Here is a 24,174-nt window from a genome sequence, read left to right as displayed (position 1 = left end):
CCAGCTATGTTTTGGTAAAACCAAAACTACTTGCTCACCTCATGCTACCGCATTCAGTGAGTAGCTTTTTTCATGCTATCGCATTCAAAAATCTAAAGTGAAGTTGACTATGACGCAGGAGAATAAACAAACAAAAAATAGGAGCGGCCGCCCCCGTAAAGAAATCAAAAAAGATCAATTCCTGGCTATCAAATGTAATCAGTGGGAACGGTCTATTATCGAAGCTAAGGCCAAGGCTTCCAACCTTACCATATCAGAATATCTGCGAAAAATAGGTGTTGCCGGAAAAATTGACAGGCGGGAAAAGGTGTTTCCCAAAGAGGTATTAGAGCTAACTGGTATGCTAAATCACCTTGCAGCTAACCTCAATCAAATTGCCAGAATAAGGAATGGGATGGAGCAATTGTCCCTAAAAGAACTATCGGAATTGAAAACACGGTCAGGTGATTTGAAGAACTTGGCGGAACAGATTAAAGCATATTTCCAATGATCGGTTACATAGGAACGGGAAGTTCCTTCCTGGGTTGTATTCAATATTGCCTCAATGATAAAAAGGAACTTTCCAATAAACAGAAAGCGGATCTTTCACAGAAAGACGGATTGCAACACCATGGCCGGGCAGAAATTCTATCCTACAATCAGTGTTTTGGTACCCCCCAAGAGTTGGCTCAGCAATTCAGAGATGTGGCTAAATTGAGTAAGAGAGTAGAGAAACCCGTATTCCATTTTTCGCTTCGGCTGGCCCCTGGTGAATCGCTTAGCCGCAATCAATTAGAGGAAATTGGGTATGAATGTGCAAAGGAGTTTAGAGTAGCAGATAACCAATATATCTGTGTTTTGCATAAAGATACGAGCGAACAGCATATACATATAGTGGCTAATCGTGTTGGTCTTGATGGAAAGGCAGCTAGTGATAGTAATAGTTATAAGCGGATGGCGGCTCTTTGCCGGAGGTTGGAGAAGCAATACCAGTTACGGGAAGTGCTAAGTCCAAGGGCCTTTTTAGCTCCGAATGAGCGGTTATTACCTCGGAATGATTCACGAAGAATCCAATTACAGAAGGATATACGCCAAACTTTGATTGACGTTAATAGCTTTGATCAGTTTACAGAGAGGATGAAAGAATTGGGTTATACTGTCCTAAAAAGCCGTGGTATTGCCTTTATAGACAGTAAGAAAGTGAAGATTAAAGGTAGCGAAGTAGGATTTTCTTTATCAAGGATTGAGCATATACTCAATCTGAAACAGAAGTTGGAAACCAATGTAAAAGAACTGGAAATTTATAAACAGGACATAGAACGCGACATAAGGAGGAAGCCAGTTATAGCTACACAAAAGTTGTTATTAGATAACAGGGTTCATGCCTTGATGGTATGTTCGCCTTTAGTTCCTATTATAATACAAATCGCTAGTGTTTTAAATGAGCTTTTGAGACCGGAGGTTTCTTTTAATTTATTGCCTTATGAATTAACCGCGGAAGGATATCAAAGAAGGAAAAAGAAAGAAAAAAGAAAGGCACAGCATCGTTAATGAAAGACATACTTTAATGTACTGGTAATGAGTCGTTTGTTGGCATATGTGTTTTTTTTATTTATATTCAGGGCTAGTATATCCCTGGCAAATAACGTGTATAATATGTGAAGTGTATTTTTTGTAGAATGTCCCCATTGACAATCAACTAATTGTACTATAGTTTTATTTACATGCTAAAATTATTAGTATTTTCCTTAAATTTAACCTTTCAAGCATGATTATTCATTTTAAGCGATGCTTTCGTTTCAATTTTGATACTTCAAAAGTAGAAATTGTTCCTATTTCGAATGAAAAAGATGATTTTAATTCGTATTTAGATGAGTTAGTTCATGACATTGTAATGGACAAAAGAAGCAAGAAGTATATGTTTCCCGCTGAAGATACTGCAGTTAAAAAGGAAATTTCAGATGCCTTGGGGGGTGACATAGATGGGGCAACAATGGCGGCAGCCAAACGATTACTTAAGATAGAGAAAAAAACACAAGATAAGATTGAGCGTTTAGAGCGCGAAATTCAAAAAGGTATATTATTACAGGCCCTAGTTGAACATAACGATACAAAAATTTATATAATAGCAAAAGCTGAACACCTCGACTTTTTAAATGAAGAAGATAATAAGAAAGCTAAAGGGTTACCGATAAAAAAGAAGGTGTTCAAATCATTCTGTGGTTATTTAAATACAGATGATGAGCCAGATTATGCAATGGTAGGAGATTCTAAGACCCAAATTTCTACTTATTGGTGGAGCGATTTTTTAGAATTGGCAGAAGAGCATAGTGATACATACAATACTCAAGTTTCTTTTGACGCCCTCGAAAAGAAGGTATTTAATAAAATAAAAAAGACATCTCCGTCAGATGCACTATGTCTGCGAAATGCGACAATACAATATTTTAGAGCAAATAAGGAGTTTGTTTTAGAAGACTATGTTAGAGCAATTTGGGTAAACTATCAACCTGAGAACCCTGCGCTTAATATGGAGAAATTTAGTCAAATCGTTCTTGAGCTACCTGAAAAAGAAGATTTTGATTCCCGTTTTAAGTTGAGGCCTGAGGAGTTAAAAAAGAGAATAGTTACTAAAGTTCGGTTAACTGCCGAATTAAGCCTTGAAATAAGAGATAATATCAATTGGGATAATGAAGTTGTAGCGTTTACAGAAATGGGAGAAAAATACATTAAAATTAAGACAGATAATGGATACGATCATTTTAAAAAAATAACACAATAAATTGTTCACTACAGCTGATATATTATCCCTATTTTTTCAAGAAAAGAAGAGTGTAGCCATTAAGGAAACTATCGACTCTTTTAGCCTTGAAGTAGAGGGTTTTGTACCGAAAACTGTTGATCCTGATAGTTTAATAAATTTAATTGTCACTACTTCCAATAATGATAGTGTTAAAATAATTATTGAGAATGGGGAAGACGACGTTGTGTCCTGTAATTCTGATAATTTAAAAGCATCTGAATTTTGGGCTGCTTGGAAAGCATTACCTCCAGACACATCTAAAGAAGATGAAAATATAAAATTTACATTTCGAGTAACAAAAAAGCCACATGATTTAGGCATAATTAATATTTATGATCTTAATACTTTTAGCAAATATCTAGAGTTACTTTCCTTAAATGATTTTTTAGCGCTGTTTAACGAATTGTTCAAAAAGGGGGATGTAATACACTTGGTTTCTCCTGAGTTAAATTATACATTGGAATCAAACACAATTAAGTTTATTAAGTCAATTCCAAAGGAAGAAGTAAAAGTAGAAGCTGTAGTACGAAACAAGGTTTGGGACAAACTGAAAAGCGTGAGCCATTTTACGGGACTTAATCAATGTGTCAGCTTACCTAGTGATTTTTTGTTGATAGATAATCCAAGTCGATCTTGTCCAACTGCGCTAAGAGATAAATTTGCCAAAGTATCTATCTTGCTTTGCTTGGCGACATTATTTGATTTTTCAGTTATTGACGAAAAGAAGATTACTTTAAGACTCAATGGGTATAGGTCATTTAGTACAGAGATTGAATTAGATAAAGTAAATACTCGCAGCTTAGATCAATATTATAAAATATATCAATGGGTTGTTTCAGATGGAGGAATTTTTGATAAAATTGGGTTAGCTAGAAATCTAATCTCACTAAATATTGATCCTTCTGACAGCTACTCATTAGTAAGTGAAACATTTATTCCTATTATTTCTGGATATAAAGCCTATGAAAAGCAAAATGTAAAACAATACATAGAGCTAAGGAATAAGATGTCGGACCAAATTATTTCATTTAATGAGAAAGCAAGTAAAATTGTGGACTCATTTGCAAGTAGTTTTCAGAAGTCGGCGTTAGTTTTAATTTCATTATTTTCTACAATTATTGTTTCAAAAGTATTGACAAGTCGCGAGCCAAAGAATGTTTTTAGTTTTGAAGCTGGAGTACTATCATTTACGTTTTTAGGTTTTTCGTTTATCTATTTTCTTGTCTCTTGGTGGGAAATTAAAGAGCAGGAGAAACGCTTTATTGAGGCATATAGAAACATGAAAGTTAGAAACGAAGATTTATTAACAAAAGAAGATATTGAGCGAATCCTTAACAAGGATAAAGAACATAAAGAAGATGTAAGATTTATTAAAGAGAAGAAGAAATATTATTCTTTGATGTGGCTATCTTTCATTTTCATACTTTTCATTGTGGTTGTCGGGCTTTCTTCATTTGATTGGATTGGGCTATTTTTAAAGGGACTCCACTGGGTTGGACTGTGGATGTACCAAGCTTATTATTTTATATAATAATGAAGGTTTAGATTTCTTCCCATTTATCAGTTAAAATAGAGTTTATAGGTTTCTGATGGTCATAGTAAACGTTTACTATACCTAGAAAAGATGGATCGATGATTTTGTTTTCCCCACTCAGAATATCATTTAGTATTTCTTCCCTAAAGTCTAAATCAATTCCCCAAAAAATTCTTGCAGTCAGAAACATGGAGAATGGGAAGGACGTTCTCAATATTTTCCAGTTATCGCCAGGAGATATCTGAGTTAATAGCTGTCTGGCCGTGTTAATTGGTGAAATCCAGAAATGGCTTGACCATGTTGATTCATCAGGGAATTTTTGCTGTAGAGATTGCTTGTTCTGATTGTAAAGTAATAAGTGTGAGTATGGCAATTTCGTAAAAATACGATCTAATTGTGCAATACTTGTTGACTCAAAGTTCCCAGACTGATAGCTTCTCTTTGCCTCTATACAGGCAATTCCCTTGAGTATTTCCCCACTTGTAAATTGAACAGATACAATCAATGCAATGTCGCCATAGTTTGTTTCCTGTTTTCCTTTGTTTTTAAAGGAATGCCAATCCACAATTTTGGACCAACTGTTAAAGGATATTACACGTCTACTAAATAGTTTTCTTAACTCTTTCATCAGTAGAAAGGAAACATGGTTCTCATCCCATTCGTAAGGAGTAGAACTGGTACATATTTCTGAGAAAATTGTTTCGAGATTAAAGACAGTTTTTTTCATTACAGTGCATTACATTTGGGGATAGAAAAGTTCAATAGAGGTCACATTGGTAACGGAGGGAATTGCACTACACGACCAAGTTGTTCTTTAATAGCCTTTCTGCATTCAACTTTAAAATTCTCATCGCCAGACTCCTGAACATACCGCGTAATATTAAATAAGTCTGCTGTTTTTATTAACGCGATTTTTTCTCTCTCTGCGCCACGTCTGCATTTGTCAGTAAAATCCAAAGTTCTTTTGGCAGGATCAATAAGCCTTTGTGGGTTACCAAATAAGATTCCAAATGCTTTTTCATCAACCTCCTCTCGGGCAAAGTCTTCATGCAAAGAATCTTGTAGTTGTCTGAATTTCGAAATATCAACGTGACTTAAATCTTTTCCTTCGCATTCTCCAATAAAACGATCACCTTCTGGAGAAAGAATTATTTGATCCAGCTCTAGCTTTCCATCATCATACCCCTCTGCAGAGTATCCCAATATCTTTAACGACTTTCTTACAGCATATTCCAAAGCCTCACCTGATTCAAAAAGTAAATCTTTTATTACTTCTTGTTCCGTCAGACTCTTTTCTAAAATAGCGATGTCTTTTTGTATTTTAAATATCTTTTCTTCGTTTTTAAGTATCGCATTTTTTGTTGATGTAACGTTTGTTAGATAATATGTTTCATTGAATGTCCAATCAGGAGTAGGTGTTTTCTTTTTTTCGGATTTTAGAGATTTACTTATTTCAGCTAATATCTGCTTAAATCTCTTTCCCCAAATTAAGGCTTCTTTGGTCCAGTCCTCATCGTTGTCATAGAAATCATCAGGAAAAAAAATCGATGGAATTAAAACAAGGTTCCCTTTCCCAATTTTTATTGTATGACCTAGGATTTTGTCTTTACTTTTTGTAGCGAATAGAGGAGCCTTTATATGTTCTTGGGATTTAATGTAAATTTCGTATTTGAATAGGTCTTTGCAGTGTTTAAATAGGTTAGTAACTATTTCAGAGTACGGGTAGATGGCTTTTCCCGTCGCGGAAATGAGGCTAAAATTGCTTGATGGCAGAAATTGATAATTATGACATAAATCTACTGTATTGTTTTTGCCTGTATGAATATAGAATTCATTTTTCTCAGTTAATATTATGAAGATCGTTTTTCCTGAATTTAGGCCCGTTATTATCTCATTTTGCCAATGGGCTAGATGATCCAGTATAAGGAAGGACGAATGGGAGTTATAAAAAGGTTTTCCTTTAAAGTTGTTTCGATAATCCAATTCATAGCCACAATTACTGAGATAGGGGTTGAAGATGATAATATCACCATCGGACAACGAACTTTTACTATTAAAGTGGATATAATCGTCTTCATCTGAGGGGAAACTGAAACCTACACTTACTATTGTTTCCATGATTATTTTGCTATTCTAAGTAAAACTAACAGCGTGATTATTATTTAGCCTTTAATTGATCGGGCTTTTTTATTGTATTGAGCTTTAGTAGCTTTGATTAATAGGGACGCTATAAGAGTGTCCTCCACCCCAATCAATTCAGCCATCTTCATTATCTCCTTCACCGTAAACCTGCTACAATCCGCCTGCCTTTTCGTAAAATTATTATAATTAATGCCCAGGTGCCTGGCCATCGTTGACGGTGGCATAATATCAAAGATTTTGTTGAAATCCGTAATGCCACCGCGTTCTATCAATTCTTTGATCGCATTATACCGTTTATCTTTCGCCATACATTTAAAGTAGCAAAAAATGTTCTAAAGCATAATGAAATGATTATTAATGGTAATCAATTTGTTTAATTTTAATTATCAAATTGATTATCATTAGTAGCATTTCATTTGAAATGTTCCCTATCTTTGTGGTGTTATAAGGCAGGCCTGAAACACCATTTTAGGCATAACTGATAAAATTATTAGCTTTGCGGGGCTTCTTAAATGAATATCCGCATTGCCATCGTTCTCATTCTCTTACGCCTTCGGAAGCCAGGGAATCGAGTAGGGCGGTGCCTGCACCATATTGGCGCAGGCTCGCTTGTTGGTTACTTGGGCTTCCGAAGGCGTACAGGTACCACAAGTTGAGTTCTGCGCTATTTTTTTGCGCAGTGGTCAACTATTGTCTAAACACCAACTTTCTCTTTATGAAACGGATGATAGGACCACAACCGGATAATATACTAGGTGAAATTTATTCCAAACTGCTTGCATTGTCCTGCAACTTTCGTGAGAAGGTAGAGGAGGAATGCGGGTGGAGTACACCTACTTTTTACCGCAAACAGCGGCTAATTACAGGCCTGAGCAATGCTGAAAAGGAAAAGATAGCGGAAATATTCGCCGATGTGATTACGGGCATTGCAGAGAGCCAGGATAAGTACCGTCGCGCCAATTGGTGATTTCCAAAGCAAGATTTTGTTAATAATACTATTCCCATAAAGGGGAGTAGCGAGAGTTCTTTGACATATTGAAAATAGGATACTTGCGGAGGGACTCTCCGTGGGAAGGACTATATACGTTCTATATATCGTTCGATACTCTTTTTTACCTCGCTGATTTTATATTCAGGAAAGGAAGTGGCTAGGAATTTCTCCAGCGTTGCTGCAGTTCCTGGCTGCTTCCATTCAAAAACAGGAAAGCTGATTAAACCATTGGGACGCTGTTGTCGGATAAAGTCCACTAAGGGAATATATGGAGGAGCGTAGTAGATAGCATGTTCGATCATTTTATCATACAGTTCGGGTTTGAAACTTGTTTTGAAAGTATCAACGATCTGCATTGCTGTTAAGCTATCATATATGGCTCGTACTATCCCGGCATATCTTGGAATACCTTCGTCCATAAAGAAGTCTACAAGGTAGTCTTTAAAACGCTCATCCATTGGCTCCAATAGATCTGTAGCCAAATACTTGTATTCTTTGGCAAACTCTTCAAGAGAGAAGGCATCAGTATTTTTATCAACAATATACTCAATCAGGCGGCTTTCCTGTTCCTTAATCTGTTCTATACTTGTTTCCAGTTCAGCGTATTTGGGACGGGAGAATAGATCAAAGTAGTAGCTTTTAAAGAATATAGATTTCCGGTCAAAGGTAACCTGCATGTACAAGGGATGAACATCCTTGCCATGAAACCGGACCGGCTTAATCCGTTCGTTGAAGTACGGTTTATAAGTGACTTTATATGTCTTTGCCAATACTTACCTCATTTTACATTGTTACACGAATTTAAGAAAAAAGTTTTACCAAAATTTGTTTTTTATCAAAACTTTTATTAAATTAGTATTCCTAGCCATGCCCGTAAGGGAATTGTGCTGATTGGTAACGTGAAAATGAAGGTGGGTTATGGAAAGAATGAAGCCGGACACGGCAGTAGAGATACTGCAAAGGCATGGTTTACAGGTAAGCAGGGAACAGGCCGTATTGATTTTAGAATTTGTTTACACTATGGCGGAAATCGCTGTAGCTCAATGTTTACGGGATGAAAACAGCAGACTTATACATTCGGGTGAGTACAGACGAACAGGCGGAGAAGGGGTATAGCCAACGTAGTCAGGAAGAGATGCTTCGCAAGTACTGCGAATTGAATGCTATGCAGGTACGCAGGATTATCTACGAGGACCATTCTGCCAAAACATTTAATCGTCCTGAATGGCAGAAGCTACTGGCTGATTTGCGTAAACATAGTGGGAAAACGGATTTAGTCCTGTTTACAAAGTGGGATAGATTTAGCCGGAACGCCGGCGATGCCTACCAGATGATTAGCCAGTTAAGGAAAGTCGGAGTTGAACCGCAGGCCATTGAGCAGCCTTTAGATTTATCTGTTCCGGAAAACAAAATGATGCTGGCGTTTTATCTCGCAGCGCCAGAGGTAGAGAATGATCGGAGGGCTTTGAATACCTTTTCAGTTATGCGCCGCGCAAAGAAGGAAGGACGCTGGATGGGATCAGCGCCCTTCGGTTATGCCAACAAGGTGACAGAGGTCGGAAAGAAATATATTACCCCTAAACATCCGCACACTGAAATTATCCAATGGGTATTTGAAACAATCGCTAAAGGCATATTTACTACGGAACAGGTTTGGAAACAAGCGAAAGCAAAAGGGCTGCGTATTTGTAAGAACGGCTTTTGGGTACTGGTGCGTAACCCGGTCTATTGTGGAAAGATTTTTATTCCTAAGTACAAAGAGGAAGAAGCTCATTTTGTGAAAGGGCAGCACGAGCCGATGATATCGGAAGCGCTCTTTTATGAAGTACAGGATGTATTAGACGGCAGAAAGAAAAAACAACGATTGCAAATTGAAGTAGATGAAAATCTGCCGCTTTGTGGTTTCCTTGTCTGTCCTCCTTGCGGAAGGGTGTTAACTGGCAGCGCATCTAAGGGAAAATACAGGTATTATCATTACTACCATTGTTCTTCATCTTGTGGCAGCCGGTTTAGAACAGATGCGGTCAACAAACTATTCACAGTTGAGTTGAGAAAGCTGGTGCCGCATCCGGGTATGATAGAGATTTATAAATTAGCCATGATTAGCGAGTATAACAGCCAGAATAAAGACCACATGAATGGCCGCAGGTTATTGTTAGAGCGACCGGAAGAATTGAACAAACAACTGGCAAAAGCAAGACGGCTGATGTTGAATGAAGAAATTACACCTTCCGAGTACCGCGAAATAAAAGCAGAATATCAACCTGAAATTAATTCCTTAGAGGCACAAGTATCGAACTATGCAACCCCCTCCAATAAGATTGATGACTTGATTAACAAGCCCGTGGATAACGTTTCCAAGCTCGATTGCCTTTATGAAAATGGAACTATAGCAGAAAAGCGTTTGATCGTGAGTTCGATCTATCCCGAAAAATTGACTTTTGACGGTTTGAATTATCGAACTCCTAGAATCAACGAAGCTGTTCGGCTGATATGTAGTCTGGACGAGGCTTTTGAAGAAATAAAAAAAGGACATTCCAGTAATTCTACCGAAATGTCCTTTCAAGTGACCCCCCTGGGGCTAGTTTTTTGTATCATAATATGTTAATTATTATTTAGTTATGAATATTGGGGTACACCTAGGGGTACGCCAGAATTGTTTTAGTGATTAGAATACAATTTAAAAAACTTATTGTTTCAAGCTACATATCCTACACATCCTACATTTTTGGGTATTTGCAACAGTCGGATAAAGAAAACCCCAGCCAGAAATAGCCGGGGGGATTCTATTTTTGTCCTTGGAACCCTTGATTAGGTACATGCCTCTACGTTAATTTCATAAAGTCACTATGAAACTTGACCATTTCTTTAAAAAGGACGTCAAAATTCTTTTTGATCATATACTTTTCGGCTATCGTGAGCGTATGCGGAACTCGTGTTTCGACGCCCTTTTCTAGCTTAGTTGAAGGACGCATATATCTGTAATATGTTGGCAAGGATAGACCACAATCATTAATTATAGCATCTCTAAGACGTATGGGTAAATTCGTTAGATGGTTATGGGCTACCCAAAGCATATTATCTTGATTATTTATTATTCTTATACCGGAGCCGTGTCGGGCCTTTGCCTCTTTCTTCAGCATTTCCCTATATTCAAGTTGGGCATCTGATAGCTTTATTAATTTTGATGAAGTAGCTTTTTCATCGCTGGGATTTTTAGTTTTATTGTTTTCTTCTGCCATAATAAAGGTTTTATAGTGTTTTATTTTGATTGATCTTTTTAAAACCATTAGCCGATAGGGGATCGCTTTCATATAGACATGAGAGTAACACCCCCCGAAAAAAGGCATAAATGTTTGAGATATATTTAAAGTGGAGTATCTGGGCTTTTGGGTAATAAAAAAAGCGCGGAACTCTTGCGATGCCGCCGGTGGCCCCTCGGAGGGCTGGAAACGACAAAGAAGAGCCCACGCTTTTAAACGTGAGCCTTTCTCCTATCATCCCCATTCCATTTGAATTTCCGAGGTCCACCGGAAGAGAATCAAGAAGCAGCTTCTAATATTTTAATGCTGCAATATTAATCCAAGATAATAAATAATTATCAATGTCGGCAAATATGCCGACAAAAAATTTCTGCAATACCGGAATTTTCATGAATGGATACAGAAGTAAGAAAAAAGAGTTTAGGTGAAAAGCTGCGTAAATTAAGGGACGAGAGGGATCTTAGCCTTCGTGAACTTGCCGCCCTTGCGGATACTGATTATAGCCAGATACATAGAATTGAGATTGGACAAATAAGTCCTACCGCTATTACTTTGGAGAATTTAGCGGAGGCATTAAAAGTAAAGCCCTGCGTTTTTTTTGATTGTTAAGTAAAATAACCCTGATGAATCAAGCGTATTTTGGCATTATCGGTACCCTAATCGGAGTTATTGCCGGTTTTGCTCTGCCGAATTTGAAGGAAATTTATAATAGACGCAAGCCACTATATGTAGAAATTAGTAAAATGGGATTCAGCTACCCAATGTCTGCTTATGATGATTTACACTGTGATTTCACAATTTATCTTTATAATAATTCAACAATTCTAAAAACATTTCTTCTGCTTTGTACAGAAACTTGTTCAAATAACACTGCTGTGTTTACTGTAAGGTATACTGGAGATGATTCTCGAAAGCCGTTGGATGTGGTTTCTGTTAATCCTGGTTCAGCTATGGTTCTTCGACTTACTGCCACATATTTCGCTAACGGAGAATCGGCCAATCCGGATGTAAGTGATGAAAACATAAGTTTTAAGTTTAAGGTTGGGGAGAAGACAACTATAATAACAACCCAGTCTTTTTATTATTCCCCATACTGATGTTTTAATAATATACCTGTTAATTATTGCGCCTCGTTTCAAATGTTATTTTCCCTTAACGAGCATACTAACAAGATCGCGTTCATTCAAAGACTTTGCCGCTTTTATCTGTTCTATAATCTTCAAATACCGCTTTGTTGGTTTGCCATTATAGAACTTCCTGAAATGCAGGGAACTCAGTTGTCTATATAATTCATCCACCTTGAATACTGGCCCGTAAACCTTTTCCAAATACCGGTAGTGCTTCGACTGTATTTGCTTTTCATAATACCCCTTTATTGCTTCCCTATGCTGGAAGTAGCCGTCAATGAGATATAGTTTCCGGCACCGCTTATTAGTCAGTTGGCAAAGGAAGTACCATATATTACCCGTTCCCAGATTACTAAGGACTTGTATTAATGGAACTCTGTATTTCCGGGTTTGCTCCTGCCATTTATAGTTTAATTCCAGATATGGAGAAGCAACCGTCATATCTACCACTATGCTGACGGAGCTATTAACTATACCGTTGCGGCTCCATGAGATAGTACCACTTCGCCAGGTGTCCGGCAATAGGTAGCTTCCTTTACGTAAATCGGTAATGGATATAGGTTTTCTTTCCTCGTATGTGGTGGGGTAATTGCCTGGTCTTGCCATATCTTTTTATTATACAAACCGAAATTATTAGGGAATGTGTGTATTTAATCTTCATTTTCCGCATTTTATGTCACTATTCCGGTTCAGAATGGGACATAAGATTTATTTATTATCATGCTGGTATTGATTCTTACTTGACATAGCGCTAAATAATCATCCTATTTAGTGTCATATAATGACACGTCTTTTGTATAGTGCGTACCAAAAGTGCGTACCCGGTGCGTACTTAAAACATGTATGTAACTGTTGAGTTTTCGCGGCTCCGGGTAGCCACATTGTGTTAAGGCCGGGAGGACCCAAAGGTCCCCGGTATGTTTGGCCTCACAGGATCTCCCAGTGACAAACGTTATGTTTAGAATCCGAAAGTCCGTCTCTCTTTTTATATGTCAGAAAACTCTTCCCCAACCTTAACATTTATTAACATGCACCAGGCAGTTATTGCCATCCAATTTAGCCGGTATAAAGTCTTTTCCTATACGCCCGCGTATGGTCTCTAAAAAATCATCATTCATCGGTATTGTACTCCCTGATTCATCAAATAGCAGATCGCAAACCTTAGCATTACTTAGCATAAACGTTCCGATGATGTAATCATTAAACCGGGGGCCTAACAATGACTGAGAAATGAACCGAACAATGGCCAGCTGCTCACCATTCACAGAAAGCATATAGACAGGCCCGTTATCTGACGGGGGGAGCGTGTTTGTCTCTTTCTGATTTATGCCGAATAGCTTGTGATCAAACCGGGTTAAATAATCCCGTAAATCCAGCCCGTTCAATCTATCTATTGCTGTTGCATTCTTTTCTAAAAGATTGGATACAGTAAACGTGGTGATACCAGCCAGTTCTTTTGCCTTCCTGCTCCATAGGCTATAGGCTGTGCTATTCTTTGAAAGATCGGGGAAAAGATACACTTGTCTCCCTGATAAAACCTTACATCTGTCCGCTGTTAAATATGACAGGCTACCGGCTGCCAGCCACGTAAAAGCCGGTAAATAAACGCTGGCTACTATTGCCGTTGCTGGAGCCTCCACAATAGCCACCGGCTTAATGCTATCTTTCTGCAACAGATGTTCACCGTAAAGGCAATCGGCGTAGTTGCCGCCCTGGTTCAGGTAAGTAGTCAGCCATTCCGGGAATAGTTCCCCCCTCAATTCATGGTTATATTTCAAGATGCTATGTAACCAGGTGGTACAGGATCGTTTCTCGCCTTCGCTAGTTGAATATCTAGCCGTATGCCCGTTATCATCAAATAATTTAACCTGTCCAGCCCTGACATTAGCTGAAACATCAATAAACCAAAAGATGCAGGCTCCCGGCCATCGGCTGTTAGAGCTGCCTATCTGATAGGATTTAATAAGGTTTTCTGTTATCGCCGATCCGAAAAGACGCAGAAGATACTGTACAAAGGTATTGTCTTCATACCCTTTCCTGCTTTGCTTTAGAATATTAAACGGGATATAAGCGGCCTGTTTTACCGGAAGGCGTCTAAAAGCCGGCTTTGTAGCCGTGTATATCCGTTTTATATCCGATGGTGAGTGTATTGCTGCAGTATCCGGTTTATGAAAATAGCCGCAGTTTACCTCCCTGTCGCAACGCCCGTAATCTCCTGGTAAATATTCCCCGGTGCAGGTATCAATGAAGCGGACAAATCGTTTCTTTCCACACTGAGGGCAAACCTGTTTCTTATTCCCTTTCTCTAATATGTATCTATACTCACTCATAAAACTTTTTCTTTGGGCCTAAATGCCCTACACATCCTACGTAGAATCACTTCCCGAAAAAATTACCTCATGTAGGATGTGTAGGATATGTAGCTTCAAACAATAGTTATTTTTCAATGTAGATGATCATTCCCCGTGCTTTGCGTTCTAATGTAAAACCATATTGTTTCAGCCTTTCACTGAATGTCTTCGTAGAACAGGGCCGGTAACCGCTGTCGGAACAATACATCCGGTATTCACTAAAGAGGTCTTTCAGCGGTTTGCTACCAATGATGGATATTTGGTATTCCTCATCCTCCAGAAATATAAGGACGCTGTCAGATTGCTTTTTATATTGTTCTACCTGTTGGCGGGCTGCGTCACAATCAGAAAATCTTTTTTGTACCAGCAGCCGGTGTAATCCTTCCAGTATCCAGTTAAAAACGCCCGATAGTTCGTTAGCAATGATCTTTTTTGACAACTCTTTATCCTGTTCCGCTTCTGGTATGGTAACATCAAAGGGAATGATAAGAAAGCGCCGGAAATAGGCGTTGGTATGCTCTACATCGCGCGGTAACTCGTTGCAGTTAAATATCAGCTTTGCGTAATGTACCAGGTTAAAAGCCTGTCCGTATGGCTGACGGGCCTCTACCGGTTCTCCGCTGGCCAGCTGCTTAAAGATAGATGCCTCCAGGTTACCGTTTATCTCACTGGCGTAATTGACCAGCTTATTTGCAAGTTTGGCCCTATAGTAGCCGGTATTATCAGTAAGGCTTTGCAATGAATAACTACACACGTTTTCGCTGCCTAAAAGCGCGTTAATGACTTCAAAGAATACTGATTTACCATTAGCCCCAGTACCATATAGCAACAACGCTTTTTCTAGTTTTAGGGTATCGGGGTGGATAAACACGTAGCCCATAAACTCAGCTAATACATTTTGGCGCTGTATATCCGGTAGCACAGTGTTTAGGTATCTGATGAATAACGGCGCGTCAGCTGTGCTATCGTAAGCAAATGGTAACTGGTAGGTAATAAAATCTTCCCGTTTAAAGTGCCTTAGCCTGGTGCCATCTGGTACAATCTCAAATGTTCCATTGAGCAGGTTCACCAATACAGTATTTGCCGGTGGGGCCGGTTTAGGAAGGTTGGCCAGTGCCAGAAACTGTTTATAAAGATGGTCACGGAAAATGTAAAACCGGCCTTTGTATTTATCAAGGCCCATAACTTCAGCCCCAGTGCCTAAAAAGCTTTTTAGTTCTTCCATATCCAACGCGCTCCAGTAGGCCCCGTTATACAGGTAGATAAAATCATGATTCCGGCAAATACCCCAATTGTTCGCTTTCGCAAGCCGCAATATTTCCTCAATGCAGATAATCAGGTATTGGGGTTGCTTGGGTCTGCTTTTATCAATTTGGGTTTGTATCAGTTTTATTTTTTCCCTAATTGCTGGATCATCTTTGAAAGTACCGTCTTTATTGACCAGCTGCTGTTCTATCGTCATCAAATCAATACGCAGATTGGCAACTCCGGGGAATGCTTGTAGCTGAAAATCTACCGGCTCAATCTTCTGTAGTAAGTTATTCAATACTTGGGCATGGGGAAGGGCTTCTCCCGATTTTAGTAATTCTTTACTATGGTCAAGTATTCCGACAGGTGTTAGCTTATTACTAACAAATAGCTGATCCTGTTCAGAGAAATCAATATTTGACAAACAGCCGGTATTCAAAGCAAGGTTATCTTGTTCCATGATTCCCTCCTTTACTTTTAACTGATTGTATTTGCGTTAAAGATTGTTCCAACTCAGAGCGCTTGTATCTTACCCTTGTACCGAGACGATAACCGGTAATCTTACCCGATTTAGTGAAATCGAGTAGGGTCGGGAGGGAAATACTTAATAATTTGGCAGCTTCTTTTCTTGTTAATAGTTCTGGTGACTGGTTTTCTGGTTGTACATCGGCAAAACGTTTGGAAAATTCACATCCTACAGCTTCGGAAATAAACGTTCTGAGTTGTTCTATTGGTAGTACCGTCAATAACACATTATCCATTGTATCAGTTTTTATTTGACACAAAGTTGGGTTCTCTTGCCTCTTTTTACTGTCGGCAAACTCTCTGTTATTGTCGGTACTTTATCTCTTTAACTCACTTCTGTGTGGGATTCTCTCAAAGCGATCTATAACGGTTTTGTCATTTATCGGAAATCTATCTTTATGGAGAAGCTTTCCCAGGCTTTCTTTTGTTGGCCTATGTTCGGAGAAGTCAAAAATATTCAATAGTATTTCAGCCGTTCTTTCGGCGAAAGGCGTTGGCTTGTGCAGATACCCTTTTTCTATCAACAAATCAATGATCAATGCTAAATGGGCTGGCGTACCTTTCCAGGTAAGTTTTGCAATCTGACTATTATCTTCTTGCTTTACGGGCTGAGTCGGTTTCTTACTAATGATGGAATCAATCCTATAACTTACGATTTTGCTTCTTTCAATAAAACATAGCGTATCCACTTCTTTATGGAATCTTTGCGTGTCAATTGATGTAATGTTTTCAAATTCAATGTGCTTCTTTTCCTCCCAATGTATTAACCAATCTTCAATATACTTAGCCACGAAACCATGTATATGTATTTTTGCTAACTCCGTTAGATCATAGTAATACTTTAGGTTCTCTTCTATGAGGATATTTTCTTTTAAATATTGTAATTCCCCATACAAAAGTGACAATCGATCATCGGTAAGAGTCGGCTCCAGAGATAATTTGTTATTTAATTCAATCTCATAGCTATATACACTGAATCCGACCCGACTTTTTATGTAAAACTCCAACACTTTACAGATTTCATTGTTGTAGGTTTCGGAGATATAAAAGCAGTTATCATTACAGTGTATAATAAAGTACTCTCCGAACTCATTACTAAAGCAGTGATAGGGATTTGACCCAAATTGCTCACTAGTGATAATAAGGCCCTCTTTTAAGAATTTGTCAACTAAAATCTGCTCCATCTTAACTTAGTTAATAGCTATATAAGTAGTTCACTTAAGTTAAAAGAGCGCTACGTGGTGAATTTGCGTACTCACACAGCTTTTAGCATATTCCTTTTCTCCCACAACCCCTTTAATATTTTAGCGTGTTCGTTCGGAGTTAATTTAATATACTTCAAGAAAGAACTTTCTGTTGTATGCCCTGTAACCGCCATAATAGTAATACTCGGCGTACCGGCAAGGTATTCATTAGTTGCAAAGCTTCTACGCGCCGTATGAGTTGTTAGCAGCACCCATTTAGCGTGCGTCTCTGTTATTTTTTCTCCCCCTTTGGTATAAGTAATGGTAACCGGTACCTTTAATTCCGGCAGTTTCTCTCCTATTTCCTTTAGATATTCATTTGATTTCTGATTACTGATAAATTGAGGTAACTGGCTGTTATACTTATCAAATATCCTTTTTACTACAAGGTGTATAGGTATTGTAATTGTTTTTTCCGTCTTTGATTGTTCTACTTCAAAAAAGCCGTCCTGTATATTGGCCGCATTTAATATTGAGTAATCTGAGTAACGCAAACCTGTATAACAGCCAATTAAGAACAGATCGCGTACCCGATCAAGTTTAGGGTTTTCGCTTAGATCCAGGGCTTCCATTTTCTGCAATTCGCTACTATTCAGATAGATACTATCTGATTGTTCCTGAGGTTTAAAAAAGTAAGGGCTTTCATAAGCAGGGTTTACCTTTACACCGCGTATTTTGGCCTCGCCCAGTACCGTTTTAATGCGCTTTATATGATCTCCTATAGCATTAAGTCCTAGCTTAGCCGTATTGGTGAGATAGTTAATGTAGTCACTATGGAATTGTATATCAATCGAATCAAAGTTTATCCTACGCTTGTATGTTTTTTGAAAAGCTTCCAGGTGGTTTAAGGTAGTTATAAAACCTTTATTGGTACTGACTTTTGTAGCTTTCTTGGTTTTAGGGCTTAATCGCTCTCCTTGCTTTGATCTTTTATTAAAATCCTTATAATATTCAAAAAATTCTCTAATTGTAGCATCCGCCTTTTTTCCGAAAATTATATCCAAAAGATCTTTCAAGATACCAGGGGTAGGTATTTGGCTCTCATTATCGTTCAGATATTTTCTATATGTTGTTTTGATAATCTGCCTGATATTTTCCAGCCGGGCGTTAAATTCCGGGTATTCTGGAAATTTCCTTGTTTGGGCTGCCTGATGTGTGTCCGGGTTCCAATATACCGGGTTGATGCTTTCTGTCGTATAAAATTTACAGGTGCCTGCCTCATAGGTAATGCGGGCAAAGATGCTGGTATGCGCTTTGGCATCCGGCCTTTTTAAATAGAATTGAATGTCCATGAGTAATGAGTACCGGGTTATAAGGTTAACAAATTTTGAGTCGGGTCTATACCCCAACTTTCTTGGGGTACACGTTGGGGTATACGAAAAGTTAATCTTTCTTTTTCTCCCTTTCTTTCTCTTTCTGCTGAAACGGGCCACCAGTAAAAGAAAACACCCAACCCTAGTAAAACTAAGATTGGGTGAATTAAGTTTAAAGTGACCCCCCTGGGGCTCGAACCCAGGACCTACTGATTAAGAGTCAGTAGCTCTAACCAACTGAGCTAGGGAGTCATTTCGCATTCTTTGTTAAAAAACGTGAGCGCAAATTTAACGGTTCTTCTGAATATTCGTGTACTTTATTTAATTAAATTTGAGAAGAAGGACCAAATGTGGATAAATATCCATTATGTTGATAATCTAACCGTTAGCTCATTATAAAATTTTTTTTCATGCAAGAAGCTTATATCGTAGCCGGATACCGCACCGCAGTGGGAAAATCCAAAAGAGGGGGATTTCGCTTTTACAGACCAGATGACCTGGCCGTAGACGTCATCACCGGATTACTGAAATCCTTGCCCCAACTGGATCCTAAGCGGGTAGATGACCTGATTGTAGGAAATGCGGTACCGGAAGCAGAACAAGGTTTACAGATCGGCCGCATGATTTCTGTAAGAGCCCTGGGCATTGATGTACCAGGCATGACGGTAAACCGTTATTGCGCATCCGGATTGGAAACAATCGCCATTGCCACTGCCAAAATTCAGACTGGTATGGCGGATTGTATCATCGCCGGAGGCACAGAAAGTATGAGCCTGGTGCCGGTGGCCGGTTGGAAAACAGTACCCAACTATACTGTAGCCAGCACCAACCCTGATTATTATATCGGTATGGGACTCACCGCTGAAGCAGTGGCTAATGAATTCAAAGTAAGCCGCCAGGACCAGGATGAGTTCTCTTATAAATCACATCAGAAAGCATTGAATGCTATTCAGAATGGTTATTTTAAACCTGGTATTCTGCCCGTTTCTGTGGAAGAAGTGTATGTAGATGAAAGAGGAAAAAAGCAAAAACGCTCTTATGTGGTGGATACAGATGAGGGACCTCGTGCAGATACTTCATTGGAAGCACTTGGAAAACTGAAACCAGTTTTTGCTGCCGGTGGCTCTGTTACAGCAGGCAACTCGTCTCAAACCTCCGATGGCGCCGCATTTGTGGTAGTAATGAGCGAGCGCATGGTCAATGAACTCGGACTGAAACCTATCGGCCGACTTGTAGGTTGTGTATCTGCCGGTGTACATCCCCGCATTATGGGAATAGGCCCGGTAGCGGCTATCCCCAAAGTATTGCAGCGCGCTGGCAAATCATTGCAGGATATCGATCTCGTAGAACTGAATGAAGCCTTTGCATCACAATCTATTGCCGTGATCCGTGAACTGGGTATTAACCCCGATATTGTGAATATCAATGGCGGTGCTATTGCATTGGGACATCCATTAGGATGCACCGGCGCTAAACTGACCGTTCAGTTATTGGGCGATCTGAAGAGATTAAATAAAAAGTATGGCATTGTTACCGCCTGTGTTGGCGGCGGACAAGGCATTGCAGGTATCATTGAGAATATTAACTGATAATACCGGTCAACTCAGCTTTATACAAAAAAGGGAGCCATTGGCTCCTTTTGTTTTTCATTAATATTGAATAAAAAACTGATGATGAAAAGAACGGAATGGTTTAACAGAACATTTCCCATCATTGAAGACAATGGTATACTACCCGCCATCATTGAACGTTTAAACGGCACACCGGTAAGAATAAAATCCATGCTGCACAACGTACCTACATCCCTGTTAACTTCGAAACCAACGGAAAAATGGAGTATACAGGAAGAAGCAGGCCACCTTTCTGATATGGAACCATTGTGGCTGGGCAGACTGGAAGATCTCATTAATGGATCAGCGGAATTAAGAATAGCTGATTTAACAAATCAGGCTACTCATCGCGCCAATCATAATGATAACAACATCGATGTATTATTGCAAAAGTTCAGCGAACAACGGAAAGTGTTTGTAGACCGGTTATCTCAAGTGACCCCTTCGCAGTTATTGTCATCTTCCTTACATCCGAGACTGAAAACGCCGATGCGGATCATAGACCTGGCGTATTTCGTAGCGGAGCATGATGATCATCATCTGGCGGGTATACGGGAAACGATGAAACAATATTGACCACTTTTATACAATCAGGTACGACTTCACACTACAGAAGATAGTGGTGCGGATTTCACATTACTTCCCTATTGTAAAGCTGTATTGCGGATCACCGGCGATGCCTGCAGATTAATAAACAAACTAACAGTGTTATTAACAAACCTGATAATGCCTTTTTCCGGCTGAAAAACGTTTATATATCAGAAATTTATATTTCTTCATTATTTCGTTTCCCATCGCGCAAATACCTTCTCACAAGAAAATTTTTCCTTTATATTTTTAGGCCTCCCGCTTATCTACACTTAATTTTCGCTCCCGAAAAACAGGCCTGTTCTATCAAAACTTCACGTGAAAAAATTCCACTTATAACCATCATCAAAATCGCCCTCATGCAACACATGAATTTCTTTAAAACCCTTTCCTTCCGTTTGTCCGGCGGCGTAAAAAAGGCAGGGTACCATTGTCTGATATTGGCTGGTATGGCCAGTTGCTCCAATAAGGAGCTATTGAAAAAATCTGATACCGGTTTAAATACCGGCCTTAAAGAAGGTGTTACTGCGTTGGCCGTCTCACCGCCAGGTGACGTGGTAGGAAAACTCGTAGTAGGCTACCAGGGATGGTTTTCCTGTAAGAATGATGGTTCTCCTTCCAACAACTGGATACACTGGGGTAGCACACCCGGTGGCCTGCCACCTTCTCCGGGTAACCAAACATTTGAACTGTGGCCCGATACACGGGAGTATACCACTACTTTCCAAACCGGCTATGCAAATCTGGGCAATGGTCAATCCGCTAAACTATTTTCTTCCTGGACAGATCAAACGGTAAATACCCATTTTTCCTGGATGCAGCAGTATGGAATTGATTGTGCTGCCATGCAGCGGTTTGGAAAAAGCAGTCCGCAGAAAGATGGTATTGCCAATAAGGTAATGGCGGCCGCACAAACCTATGGCCGTAAGTTTTATGTGATGTATGATATTTCAGGATGGACAAATTTCCAGACTGAAATAAAAACCGACTGGACAAATGTGATCGTTAACACGCTGCACCTCACTTCTTCTTCCGCTTATGCCATTCAGAACAACAAACCGGTGGTATGTATCTGGGGAGTTGGTGTCAGCAATCGCCCGGGTGATGTAACCTCCTGGACGGATGTAATCAATTGGTTTAAAGCGCAGGGTTGCTATGTTATTGTGGGTGGTCCACGGAACTGGCGTACCCAAACCGCTAATCTTCCTGCCTTCAATGCCAGTAACATGATCATGCCCTGGGCTACCGGTACCTTCGGAGATATAGCTGGGGCTAACAATTACGTATCTACGATCGCTGCCGATTTTGCCTACTGTAACAACAATGGTATCGACTATCAGGCCGAAGCCTTCCCTGGCTTTTCCTGGTCGAACTGGAAAGGAGGCGCTCCCAACCAGATCCCAAGATTACACGGAGATTTCCTCTGGCAACAGTTTGCCAATATCAGGAACCAGGGAATACCCAGTGTATATGTAGGCATGTTTGATGAATACGATGAAGCCACTGCTATTGCCAAAGCCGCAGAAGATGCTTCCATGGCGCCTACCAATCAGTATTTTCTGACATTGGATGCAGATGGCGTTCATGTTTCAGCTGATTTCTATCTGCGCCTCACCCAGGACGGTGCTAAAATGATTAAAGGACAAACTCCATTGGCCTGGACACATCCAACACCGCATACGATCAGCAGCAGCGGCGTCACCTTTTATCAGAGTATCAACTACGCTGGTACTGCCAGTCAGGTATTACCGGTGGGTACTTACACTATAGCACAACTGGCCGCACTCGGCGTTCCCAACGATTGGGCCTCTTCCGTGAAAGTCCCTGCCGGACGTACGTTGATCATGTATGCCGATGATAATTTCGCCGGCACTTCCTGGACCCGTACCAGTGATACACCAGATTTCACAGTGCTGAGTCCAAATGCGAATGATAAAATGTCTTCCTGCAAAGTGCAGTAATAAATAAAGCAGGGGCTGAAAAAATATCGGCCCCTGCTTATATGATCCACAAATGGGGAAATTTCTAAACAAAGTGCGACTTAGCTCACGGATTCTCCGCTGTTTTGGTTTCGGCCAACGTAGCTTCATCCGGCTCTTTTTCCAGGTCGCGATCCAGTGCATACAACGCTTCTCCCGTCGCCTTTTCTCCACCAGCCACTTTAATTTTATCCAATAAATTCAGCGCCAGTGTTTCTTCTTCTGTCTGTTCTCTGACGAACCACTGCAGGAAGTTCCAGGTAGCCCAGTCTTCCTCATCAAAACTCATCTTTACCAGTTTATAGATGCCGGTTGTATTGTTTATTTCCTGTTGAAAAACCTGCTCAAAGCAATTCTGCACACTGGTAGGATCTGCCGGTGGTTTTGGGATTGCTTCTATGTCTGCTTTACCACCTCTTTCCAGGATATACTCCAGGAATTTAGTCATGTGATTACGCTCCTCATTGGCATGCCTGAAAAGGAAATTAGCAATTCCACCATATCCTTCACCAGATGCCCATGCGCCAAAAGACAAGTAAATCTGTGCAGCCAGTGCTTCCTGGGTCATCTGTTTGTTGAGTCCGTTTTGTAGCGTGGAGGAAAGCCTGTTCTTGTTCATAAGAGTAGTTTTTAAGTGATAATGTGCTGTCCGTTAACAAATAACTGAGCAACCAAAAACTACACCATAAAGAGATGCTGTGTCTGCTTAACACGTCTATAAGTCGGCAATGGGATTCCAGTTCATCTGGGAGCTGTCTATGGCGTACCATTTTTTTCCGGCCAGCCGGTATTGCACTTCAAATCTTGTTTTTTCTTCCACTATTTCATCTGTAAGCGCCTCAGGGATTTCATTCCGTAATTGATAGGAAACGGTAACAGTATCGTTTTTTATATCGATAGATGAAGTCAGGTGCTCGGTACTTTCAAAGCCTTCAAAATTATACGCCAATAAGATCCTGGCCTGTTCTTCCTGCGATGTAATTTCCTTAAAAAGATACACGTAACTCGCACAATATCCTGATCCGGTATTACATTGAATGAAGCCGTAATAATTACCAAATCTTTTGAATCCTTCATAGGCGTTCTTCCAGCAACATGGGTAATTAAAATGCAGGAAGCGGGCTTTCTTTACAATACGCCCTGCCGGTGAAATTTCCAATAACCAGTTTGCTTCGAAAGCATCTTTCCGGAAGCGATCCATGATACAGCAGATGTAATCAGGAGAATCGTCCATCTTAAAGTACCGGCCAATGGTATCCTGCTCATTCGTCAAATCCATGCGGCCTCCTGTCGTATCTGTAAGACCATTTGCCAGCAATAGTTTCAGGCCGTCTTTCTGCCTGATCAAACCAGTTTCACCGGTAAAAACAGTGGAATGAACAGCAGCAGTGTTACAGGCAATCGCAGTTTGCAATATCACCAGAACAATTGCCAGGCGGATAGGGATAAACATATTGTTGGATTTTAAAAAGACCTG

General features: G+C 39.8%; 24 protein-coding genes and 1 tRNA gene. 11 read left to right on the top strand and 14 right to left on the bottom strand.

All coding sequences use genetic code 11. The features are described from left to right. Positions 1–109: 109 nt before the first annotated feature. The 4 genes from BMW79_RS07515 to BMW79_RS07500 all read left to right on the top strand — a co-directional run bounded on the left by BMW79_RS07515 (position 110) and on the right by BMW79_RS07500 (position 4,313). On the top strand, positions 110–490 hold the full coding sequence (locus BMW79_RS07515) for a plasmid mobilization protein (RefSeq protein ID WP_089892650.1): 381 nt from the start codon (positions 110–112) through the stop codon (positions 488–490). Beyond that, complete coding sequence (locus tag BMW79_RS07510; RefSeq protein WP_089892648.1) at positions 487–1,530, top strand: relaxase/mobilization nuclease domain-containing protein; 1,044 nt, start codon at positions 487–489, stop codon at positions 1,528–1,530. Before BMW79_RS07515 ends, BMW79_RS07510 begins: the two co-directional genes overlap by 4 nt. 217 nt (positions 1,531–1,747) lie before the next feature. Next, positions 1,748–2,761 (top strand): nucleoid-associated protein, encoded by a 1,014-nt coding sequence (locus BMW79_RS07505; RefSeq protein WP_089892646.1) that lies wholly within the window; start codon positions 1,748–1,750, stop codon positions 2,759–2,761. Position 2,762: 1 nt separating this feature from the next. Then, positions 2,763–4,313, top strand: a complete 1,551-nt coding sequence (locus tag BMW79_RS07500) for a hypothetical protein (RefSeq protein WP_089892643.1) — start codon at positions 2,763–2,765, stop codon at positions 4,311–4,313. A 10-nt stretch (positions 4,314–4,323) separates the two neighbouring features. Here BMW79_RS07500 and BMW79_RS07495 read toward each other — a convergent pair whose 3' ends face one another. Genes BMW79_RS07495 through BMW79_RS07485 form a run of 3 tightly spaced genes read right to left on the bottom strand, consistent with a single transcriptional unit; the run spans position 4,324 to position 6,766 of the window. Continuing rightward, complete coding sequence (locus tag BMW79_RS07495; protein ID WP_089892641.1) at positions 4,324–5,043, bottom strand: hypothetical protein; 720 nt, start codon at positions 5,041–5,043, stop codon at positions 4,324–4,326. A gap of 41 nt (positions 5,044–5,084) precedes the next feature. Beyond that, positions 5,085–6,434 carry a hypothetical protein gene (locus tag BMW79_RS07490; protein ID WP_089892639.1) on the bottom strand — a complete coding sequence of 450 codons (1,350 nt, stop codon included), beginning with the start codon at positions 6,432–6,434 and terminating at the stop codon, positions 5,085–5,087. Between the two features lie 44 nt (positions 6,435–6,478). After that, positions 6,479–6,766 (bottom strand): hypothetical protein, encoded by a 288-nt coding sequence (locus BMW79_RS07485; protein ID WP_089892637.1) that lies wholly within the window; start codon positions 6,764–6,766, stop codon positions 6,479–6,481. A gap of 407 nt (positions 6,767–7,173) precedes the next feature. Here BMW79_RS07485 and BMW79_RS07480 point away from each other — a divergent pair, with 407 nt between their 5' ends. Continuing rightward, positions 7,174–7,425 carry a hypothetical protein gene (locus tag BMW79_RS07480; RefSeq protein ID WP_089892635.1) on the top strand — a complete coding sequence of 84 codons (252 nt, stop codon included), beginning with the start codon at positions 7,174–7,176 and terminating at the stop codon, positions 7,423–7,425. 110 nt (positions 7,426–7,535) lie between these two features. Here BMW79_RS07480 and BMW79_RS07475 read toward each other — a convergent pair whose 3' ends face one another. Next, positions 7,536–8,219, bottom strand: a complete 684-nt coding sequence (locus tag BMW79_RS07475; protein WP_089892632.1) for a hypothetical protein — start codon at positions 8,217–8,219, stop codon at positions 7,536–7,538. Between the two features lie 284 nt (positions 8,220–8,503). On the opposite strand from BMW79_RS07475, the gene BMW79_RS07470 reads away from it, so the two are divergent. After that, the gene (locus BMW79_RS07470) at positions 8,504–10,057 is read left to right on the top strand and encodes a recombinase family protein (protein WP_089892629.1); all 1,554 of its coding nucleotides are present in this window, start codon (positions 8,504–8,506) and stop codon (positions 10,055–10,057) included. A 217-nt stretch (positions 10,058–10,274) separates the two neighbouring features. On the opposite strand, the gene BMW79_RS07465 is transcribed toward BMW79_RS07470, so the two are convergent. Further along, on the bottom strand, positions 10,275–10,691 hold the full coding sequence (locus tag BMW79_RS07465) for a hypothetical protein (protein WP_177192071.1): 417 nt from the start codon (positions 10,689–10,691) through the stop codon (positions 10,275–10,277). A gap of 414 nt (positions 10,692–11,105) precedes the next feature. Between BMW79_RS07465 and BMW79_RS07460 the strand changes: the two genes are divergently transcribed. Both BMW79_RS07460 and BMW79_RS07455 read left to right on the top strand, forming a co-directional pair. Then, positions 11,106–11,321, top strand: coding sequence for a helix-turn-helix domain-containing protein (locus BMW79_RS07460; RefSeq protein WP_089892623.1), 216 nt, complete (start codon positions 11,106–11,108; stop codon positions 11,319–11,321). Positions 11,322–11,335: 14 nt separating this feature from the next. Further along, complete coding sequence (locus BMW79_RS07455) at positions 11,336–11,809, top strand: hypothetical protein (protein WP_089892620.1); 474 nt, start codon at positions 11,336–11,338, stop codon at positions 11,807–11,809. A gap of 45 nt (positions 11,810–11,854) precedes the next feature. On the opposite strand, the gene BMW79_RS07450 is transcribed toward BMW79_RS07455, so the two are convergent. From BMW79_RS07450 to BMW79_RS07415, 7 genes are all read right to left on the bottom strand, one after another. Beyond that, on the bottom strand, positions 11,855–12,445 hold the full coding sequence (locus BMW79_RS07450) for a hypothetical protein (protein WP_089892617.1): 591 nt from the start codon (positions 12,443–12,445) through the stop codon (positions 11,855–11,857). A gap of 407 nt (positions 12,446–12,852) precedes the next feature. Next, complete coding sequence (locus tag BMW79_RS07445; protein ID WP_089892614.1) at positions 12,853–14,169, bottom strand: DUF6371 domain-containing protein; 1,317 nt, start codon at positions 14,167–14,169, stop codon at positions 12,853–12,855. 106 nt (positions 14,170–14,275) lie between these two features. Then, complete coding sequence (locus BMW79_RS07440) at positions 14,276–15,898, bottom strand: DNA primase family protein (protein ID WP_089892611.1); 1,623 nt, start codon at positions 15,896–15,898, stop codon at positions 14,276–14,278. Continuing rightward, positions 15,885–16,199, bottom strand: coding sequence for a helix-turn-helix domain-containing protein (locus BMW79_RS07435; RefSeq protein WP_089892607.1), 315 nt, complete (start codon positions 16,197–16,199; stop codon positions 15,885–15,887). Before BMW79_RS07435 ends, BMW79_RS07440 begins: the two co-directional genes overlap by 14 nt. Before the next feature lie 81 nt (positions 16,200–16,280). Beyond that, positions 16,281–17,147, bottom strand: coding sequence for a hypothetical protein (locus tag BMW79_RS07430; RefSeq protein WP_089892604.1), 867 nt, complete (start codon positions 17,145–17,147; stop codon positions 16,281–16,283). A gap of 71 nt (positions 17,148–17,218) precedes the next feature. Further along, entirely contained in the window at positions 17,219–18,499 is a 1,281-nt protein-coding gene (locus BMW79_RS07425; protein WP_089892601.1) for a site-specific integrase, read from the bottom strand. 199 nt (positions 18,500–18,698) lie between these two features. Next, positions 18,699–18,772, bottom strand: a tRNA-Lys gene (locus tag BMW79_RS07415). Positions 18,773–18,930: 158 nt separating this feature from the next. On the opposite strand from BMW79_RS07415, the gene BMW79_RS07410 reads away from it, so the two are divergent. The 3 genes from BMW79_RS07410 to BMW79_RS07400 all read left to right on the top strand — a co-directional run bounded on the left by BMW79_RS07410 (position 18,931) and on the right by BMW79_RS07400 (position 22,679). After that, positions 18,931–20,109: a thiolase family protein gene (locus tag BMW79_RS07410; protein ID WP_089892595.1), complete on the top strand. Its 1,179-nt coding sequence runs from the start codon at positions 18,931–18,933 to the stop codon at positions 20,107–20,109. 84 nt (positions 20,110–20,193) lie between these two features. Further along, positions 20,194–20,706, top strand: coding sequence for a DinB family protein (locus tag BMW79_RS07405; protein WP_089896815.1), 513 nt, complete (start codon positions 20,194–20,196; stop codon positions 20,704–20,706). Between the two features lie 371 nt (positions 20,707–21,077). Further along, positions 21,078–22,679, top strand: a complete 1,602-nt coding sequence (locus tag BMW79_RS07400; protein ID WP_089892592.1) for a glycoside hydrolase family 71/99-like protein — start codon at positions 21,078–21,080, stop codon at positions 22,677–22,679. Between the two features lie 85 nt (positions 22,680–22,764). On the opposite strand, the gene BMW79_RS07395 is transcribed toward BMW79_RS07400, so the two are convergent. Further along, positions 22,765–23,316 (bottom strand): ferritin, encoded by a 552-nt coding sequence (locus BMW79_RS07395; protein ID WP_089892589.1) that lies wholly within the window; start codon positions 23,314–23,316, stop codon positions 22,765–22,767. Positions 23,317–23,412: 96 nt separating this feature from the next. Continuing rightward, on the bottom strand, positions 23,413–24,150 hold the full coding sequence (locus BMW79_RS07390) for a hypothetical protein (protein WP_089892587.1): 738 nt from the start codon (positions 24,148–24,150) through the stop codon (positions 23,413–23,415). Positions 24,151–24,174: the final 24 nt, after the last annotated feature.

Origin of the sequence: Chitinophaga arvensicola (assembly GCF_900110835.1) — a bacterium.
Taxonomy (GTDB): Bacteria; Bacteroidota; Bacteroidia; order Chitinophagales; family Chitinophagaceae; genus Chitinophaga; species Chitinophaga arvensicola.
Note: the sequence above shows the minus strand (reverse complement) of the source record. Positions and strands in the feature narration are given on the sequence as shown.

What these genes read in the sequence shown, in the direction of transcription:
- BMW79_RS07515 (WP_089892650.1), top strand. Translation starts at nt 110, where the DNA reads ATGACGCAGGAGAATAAACAAACAAAAAATAGGAGCGGCCGCCCCCGT.
- BMW79_RS07510 (WP_089892648.1), top strand. Translation starts at nt 487, where the DNA reads ATGATCGGTTACATAGGAACGGGAAGTTCCTTCCTGGGTTGTATTCAA.
- BMW79_RS07505 (WP_089892646.1), top strand. Translation starts at nt 1,748, where the DNA reads ATGATTATTCATTTTAAGCGATGCTTTCGTTTCAATTTTGATACTTCA.
- BMW79_RS07495 (WP_089892641.1), bottom strand. Translation starts at nt 5,043, where the DNA reads ATGAAAAAAACTGTCTTTAATCTCGAAACAATTTTCTCAGAAATATGT.
- BMW79_RS07490 (WP_089892639.1), bottom strand. Translation starts at nt 6,434, where the DNA reads ATGGAAACAATAGTAAGTGTAGGTTTCAGTTTCCCCTCAGATGAAGAC.
- BMW79_RS07485 (WP_089892637.1), bottom strand. Translation starts at nt 6,766, where the DNA reads ATGGCGAAAGATAAACGGTATAATGCGATCAAAGAATTGATAGAACGC.
- BMW79_RS07480 (WP_089892635.1), top strand. Translation starts at nt 7,174, where the DNA reads ATGAAACGGATGATAGGACCACAACCGGATAATATACTAGGTGAAATT.
- BMW79_RS07470 (WP_089892629.1), top strand. Translation starts at nt 8,504, where the DNA reads ATGAAAACAGCAGACTTATACATTCGGGTGAGTACAGACGAACAGGCG.
- BMW79_RS07465 (WP_177192071.1), bottom strand. Translation starts at nt 10,691, where the DNA reads ATGGCAGAAGAAAACAATAAAACTAAAAATCCCAGCGATGAAAAAGCT.
- BMW79_RS07460 (WP_089892623.1), top strand. Translation starts at nt 11,106, where the DNA reads ATGGATACAGAAGTAAGAAAAAAGAGTTTAGGTGAAAAGCTGCGTAAA.
- BMW79_RS07455 (WP_089892620.1), top strand. Translation starts at nt 11,336, where the DNA reads ATGAATCAAGCGTATTTTGGCATTATCGGTACCCTAATCGGAGTTATT.
- BMW79_RS07450 (WP_089892617.1), bottom strand. Translation starts at nt 12,445, where the DNA reads ATGGCAAGACCAGGCAATTACCCCACCACATACGAGGAAAGAAAACCT.
- BMW79_RS07445 (WP_089892614.1), bottom strand. Translation starts at nt 14,169, where the DNA reads ATGAGTGAGTATAGATACATATTAGAGAAAGGGAATAAGAAACAGGTT.
- BMW79_RS07440 (WP_089892611.1), bottom strand. Translation starts at nt 15,898, where the DNA reads ATGGAACAAGATAACCTTGCTTTGAATACCGGCTGTTTGTCAAATATT.
- BMW79_RS07435 (WP_089892607.1), bottom strand. Translation starts at nt 16,199, where the DNA reads ATGGATAATGTGTTATTGACGGTACTACCAATAGAACAACTCAGAACG.
- BMW79_RS07430 (WP_089892604.1), bottom strand. Translation starts at nt 17,147, where the DNA reads ATGGAGCAGATTTTAGTTGACAAATTCTTAAAAGAGGGCCTTATTATC.
- BMW79_RS07425 (WP_089892601.1), bottom strand. Translation starts at nt 18,499, where the DNA reads ATGGACATTCAATTCTATTTAAAAAGGCCGGATGCCAAAGCGCATACC.
- BMW79_RS07410 (WP_089892595.1), top strand. Translation starts at nt 18,931, where the DNA reads ATGCAAGAAGCTTATATCGTAGCCGGATACCGCACCGCAGTGGGAAAA.
- BMW79_RS07405 (WP_089896815.1), top strand. Translation starts at nt 20,194, where the DNA reads ATGAAAAGAACGGAATGGTTTAACAGAACATTTCCCATCATTGAAGAC.
- BMW79_RS07400 (WP_089892592.1), top strand. Translation starts at nt 21,078, where the DNA reads ATGCAACACATGAATTTCTTTAAAACCCTTTCCTTCCGTTTGTCCGGC.
- BMW79_RS07395 (WP_089892589.1), bottom strand. Translation starts at nt 23,316, where the DNA reads ATGAACAAGAACAGGCTTTCCTCCACGCTACAAAACGGACTCAACAAA.
- BMW79_RS07390 (WP_089892587.1), bottom strand. Translation starts at nt 24,150, where the DNA reads ATGTTTATCCCTATCCGCCTGGCAATTGTTCTGGTGATATTGCAAACT.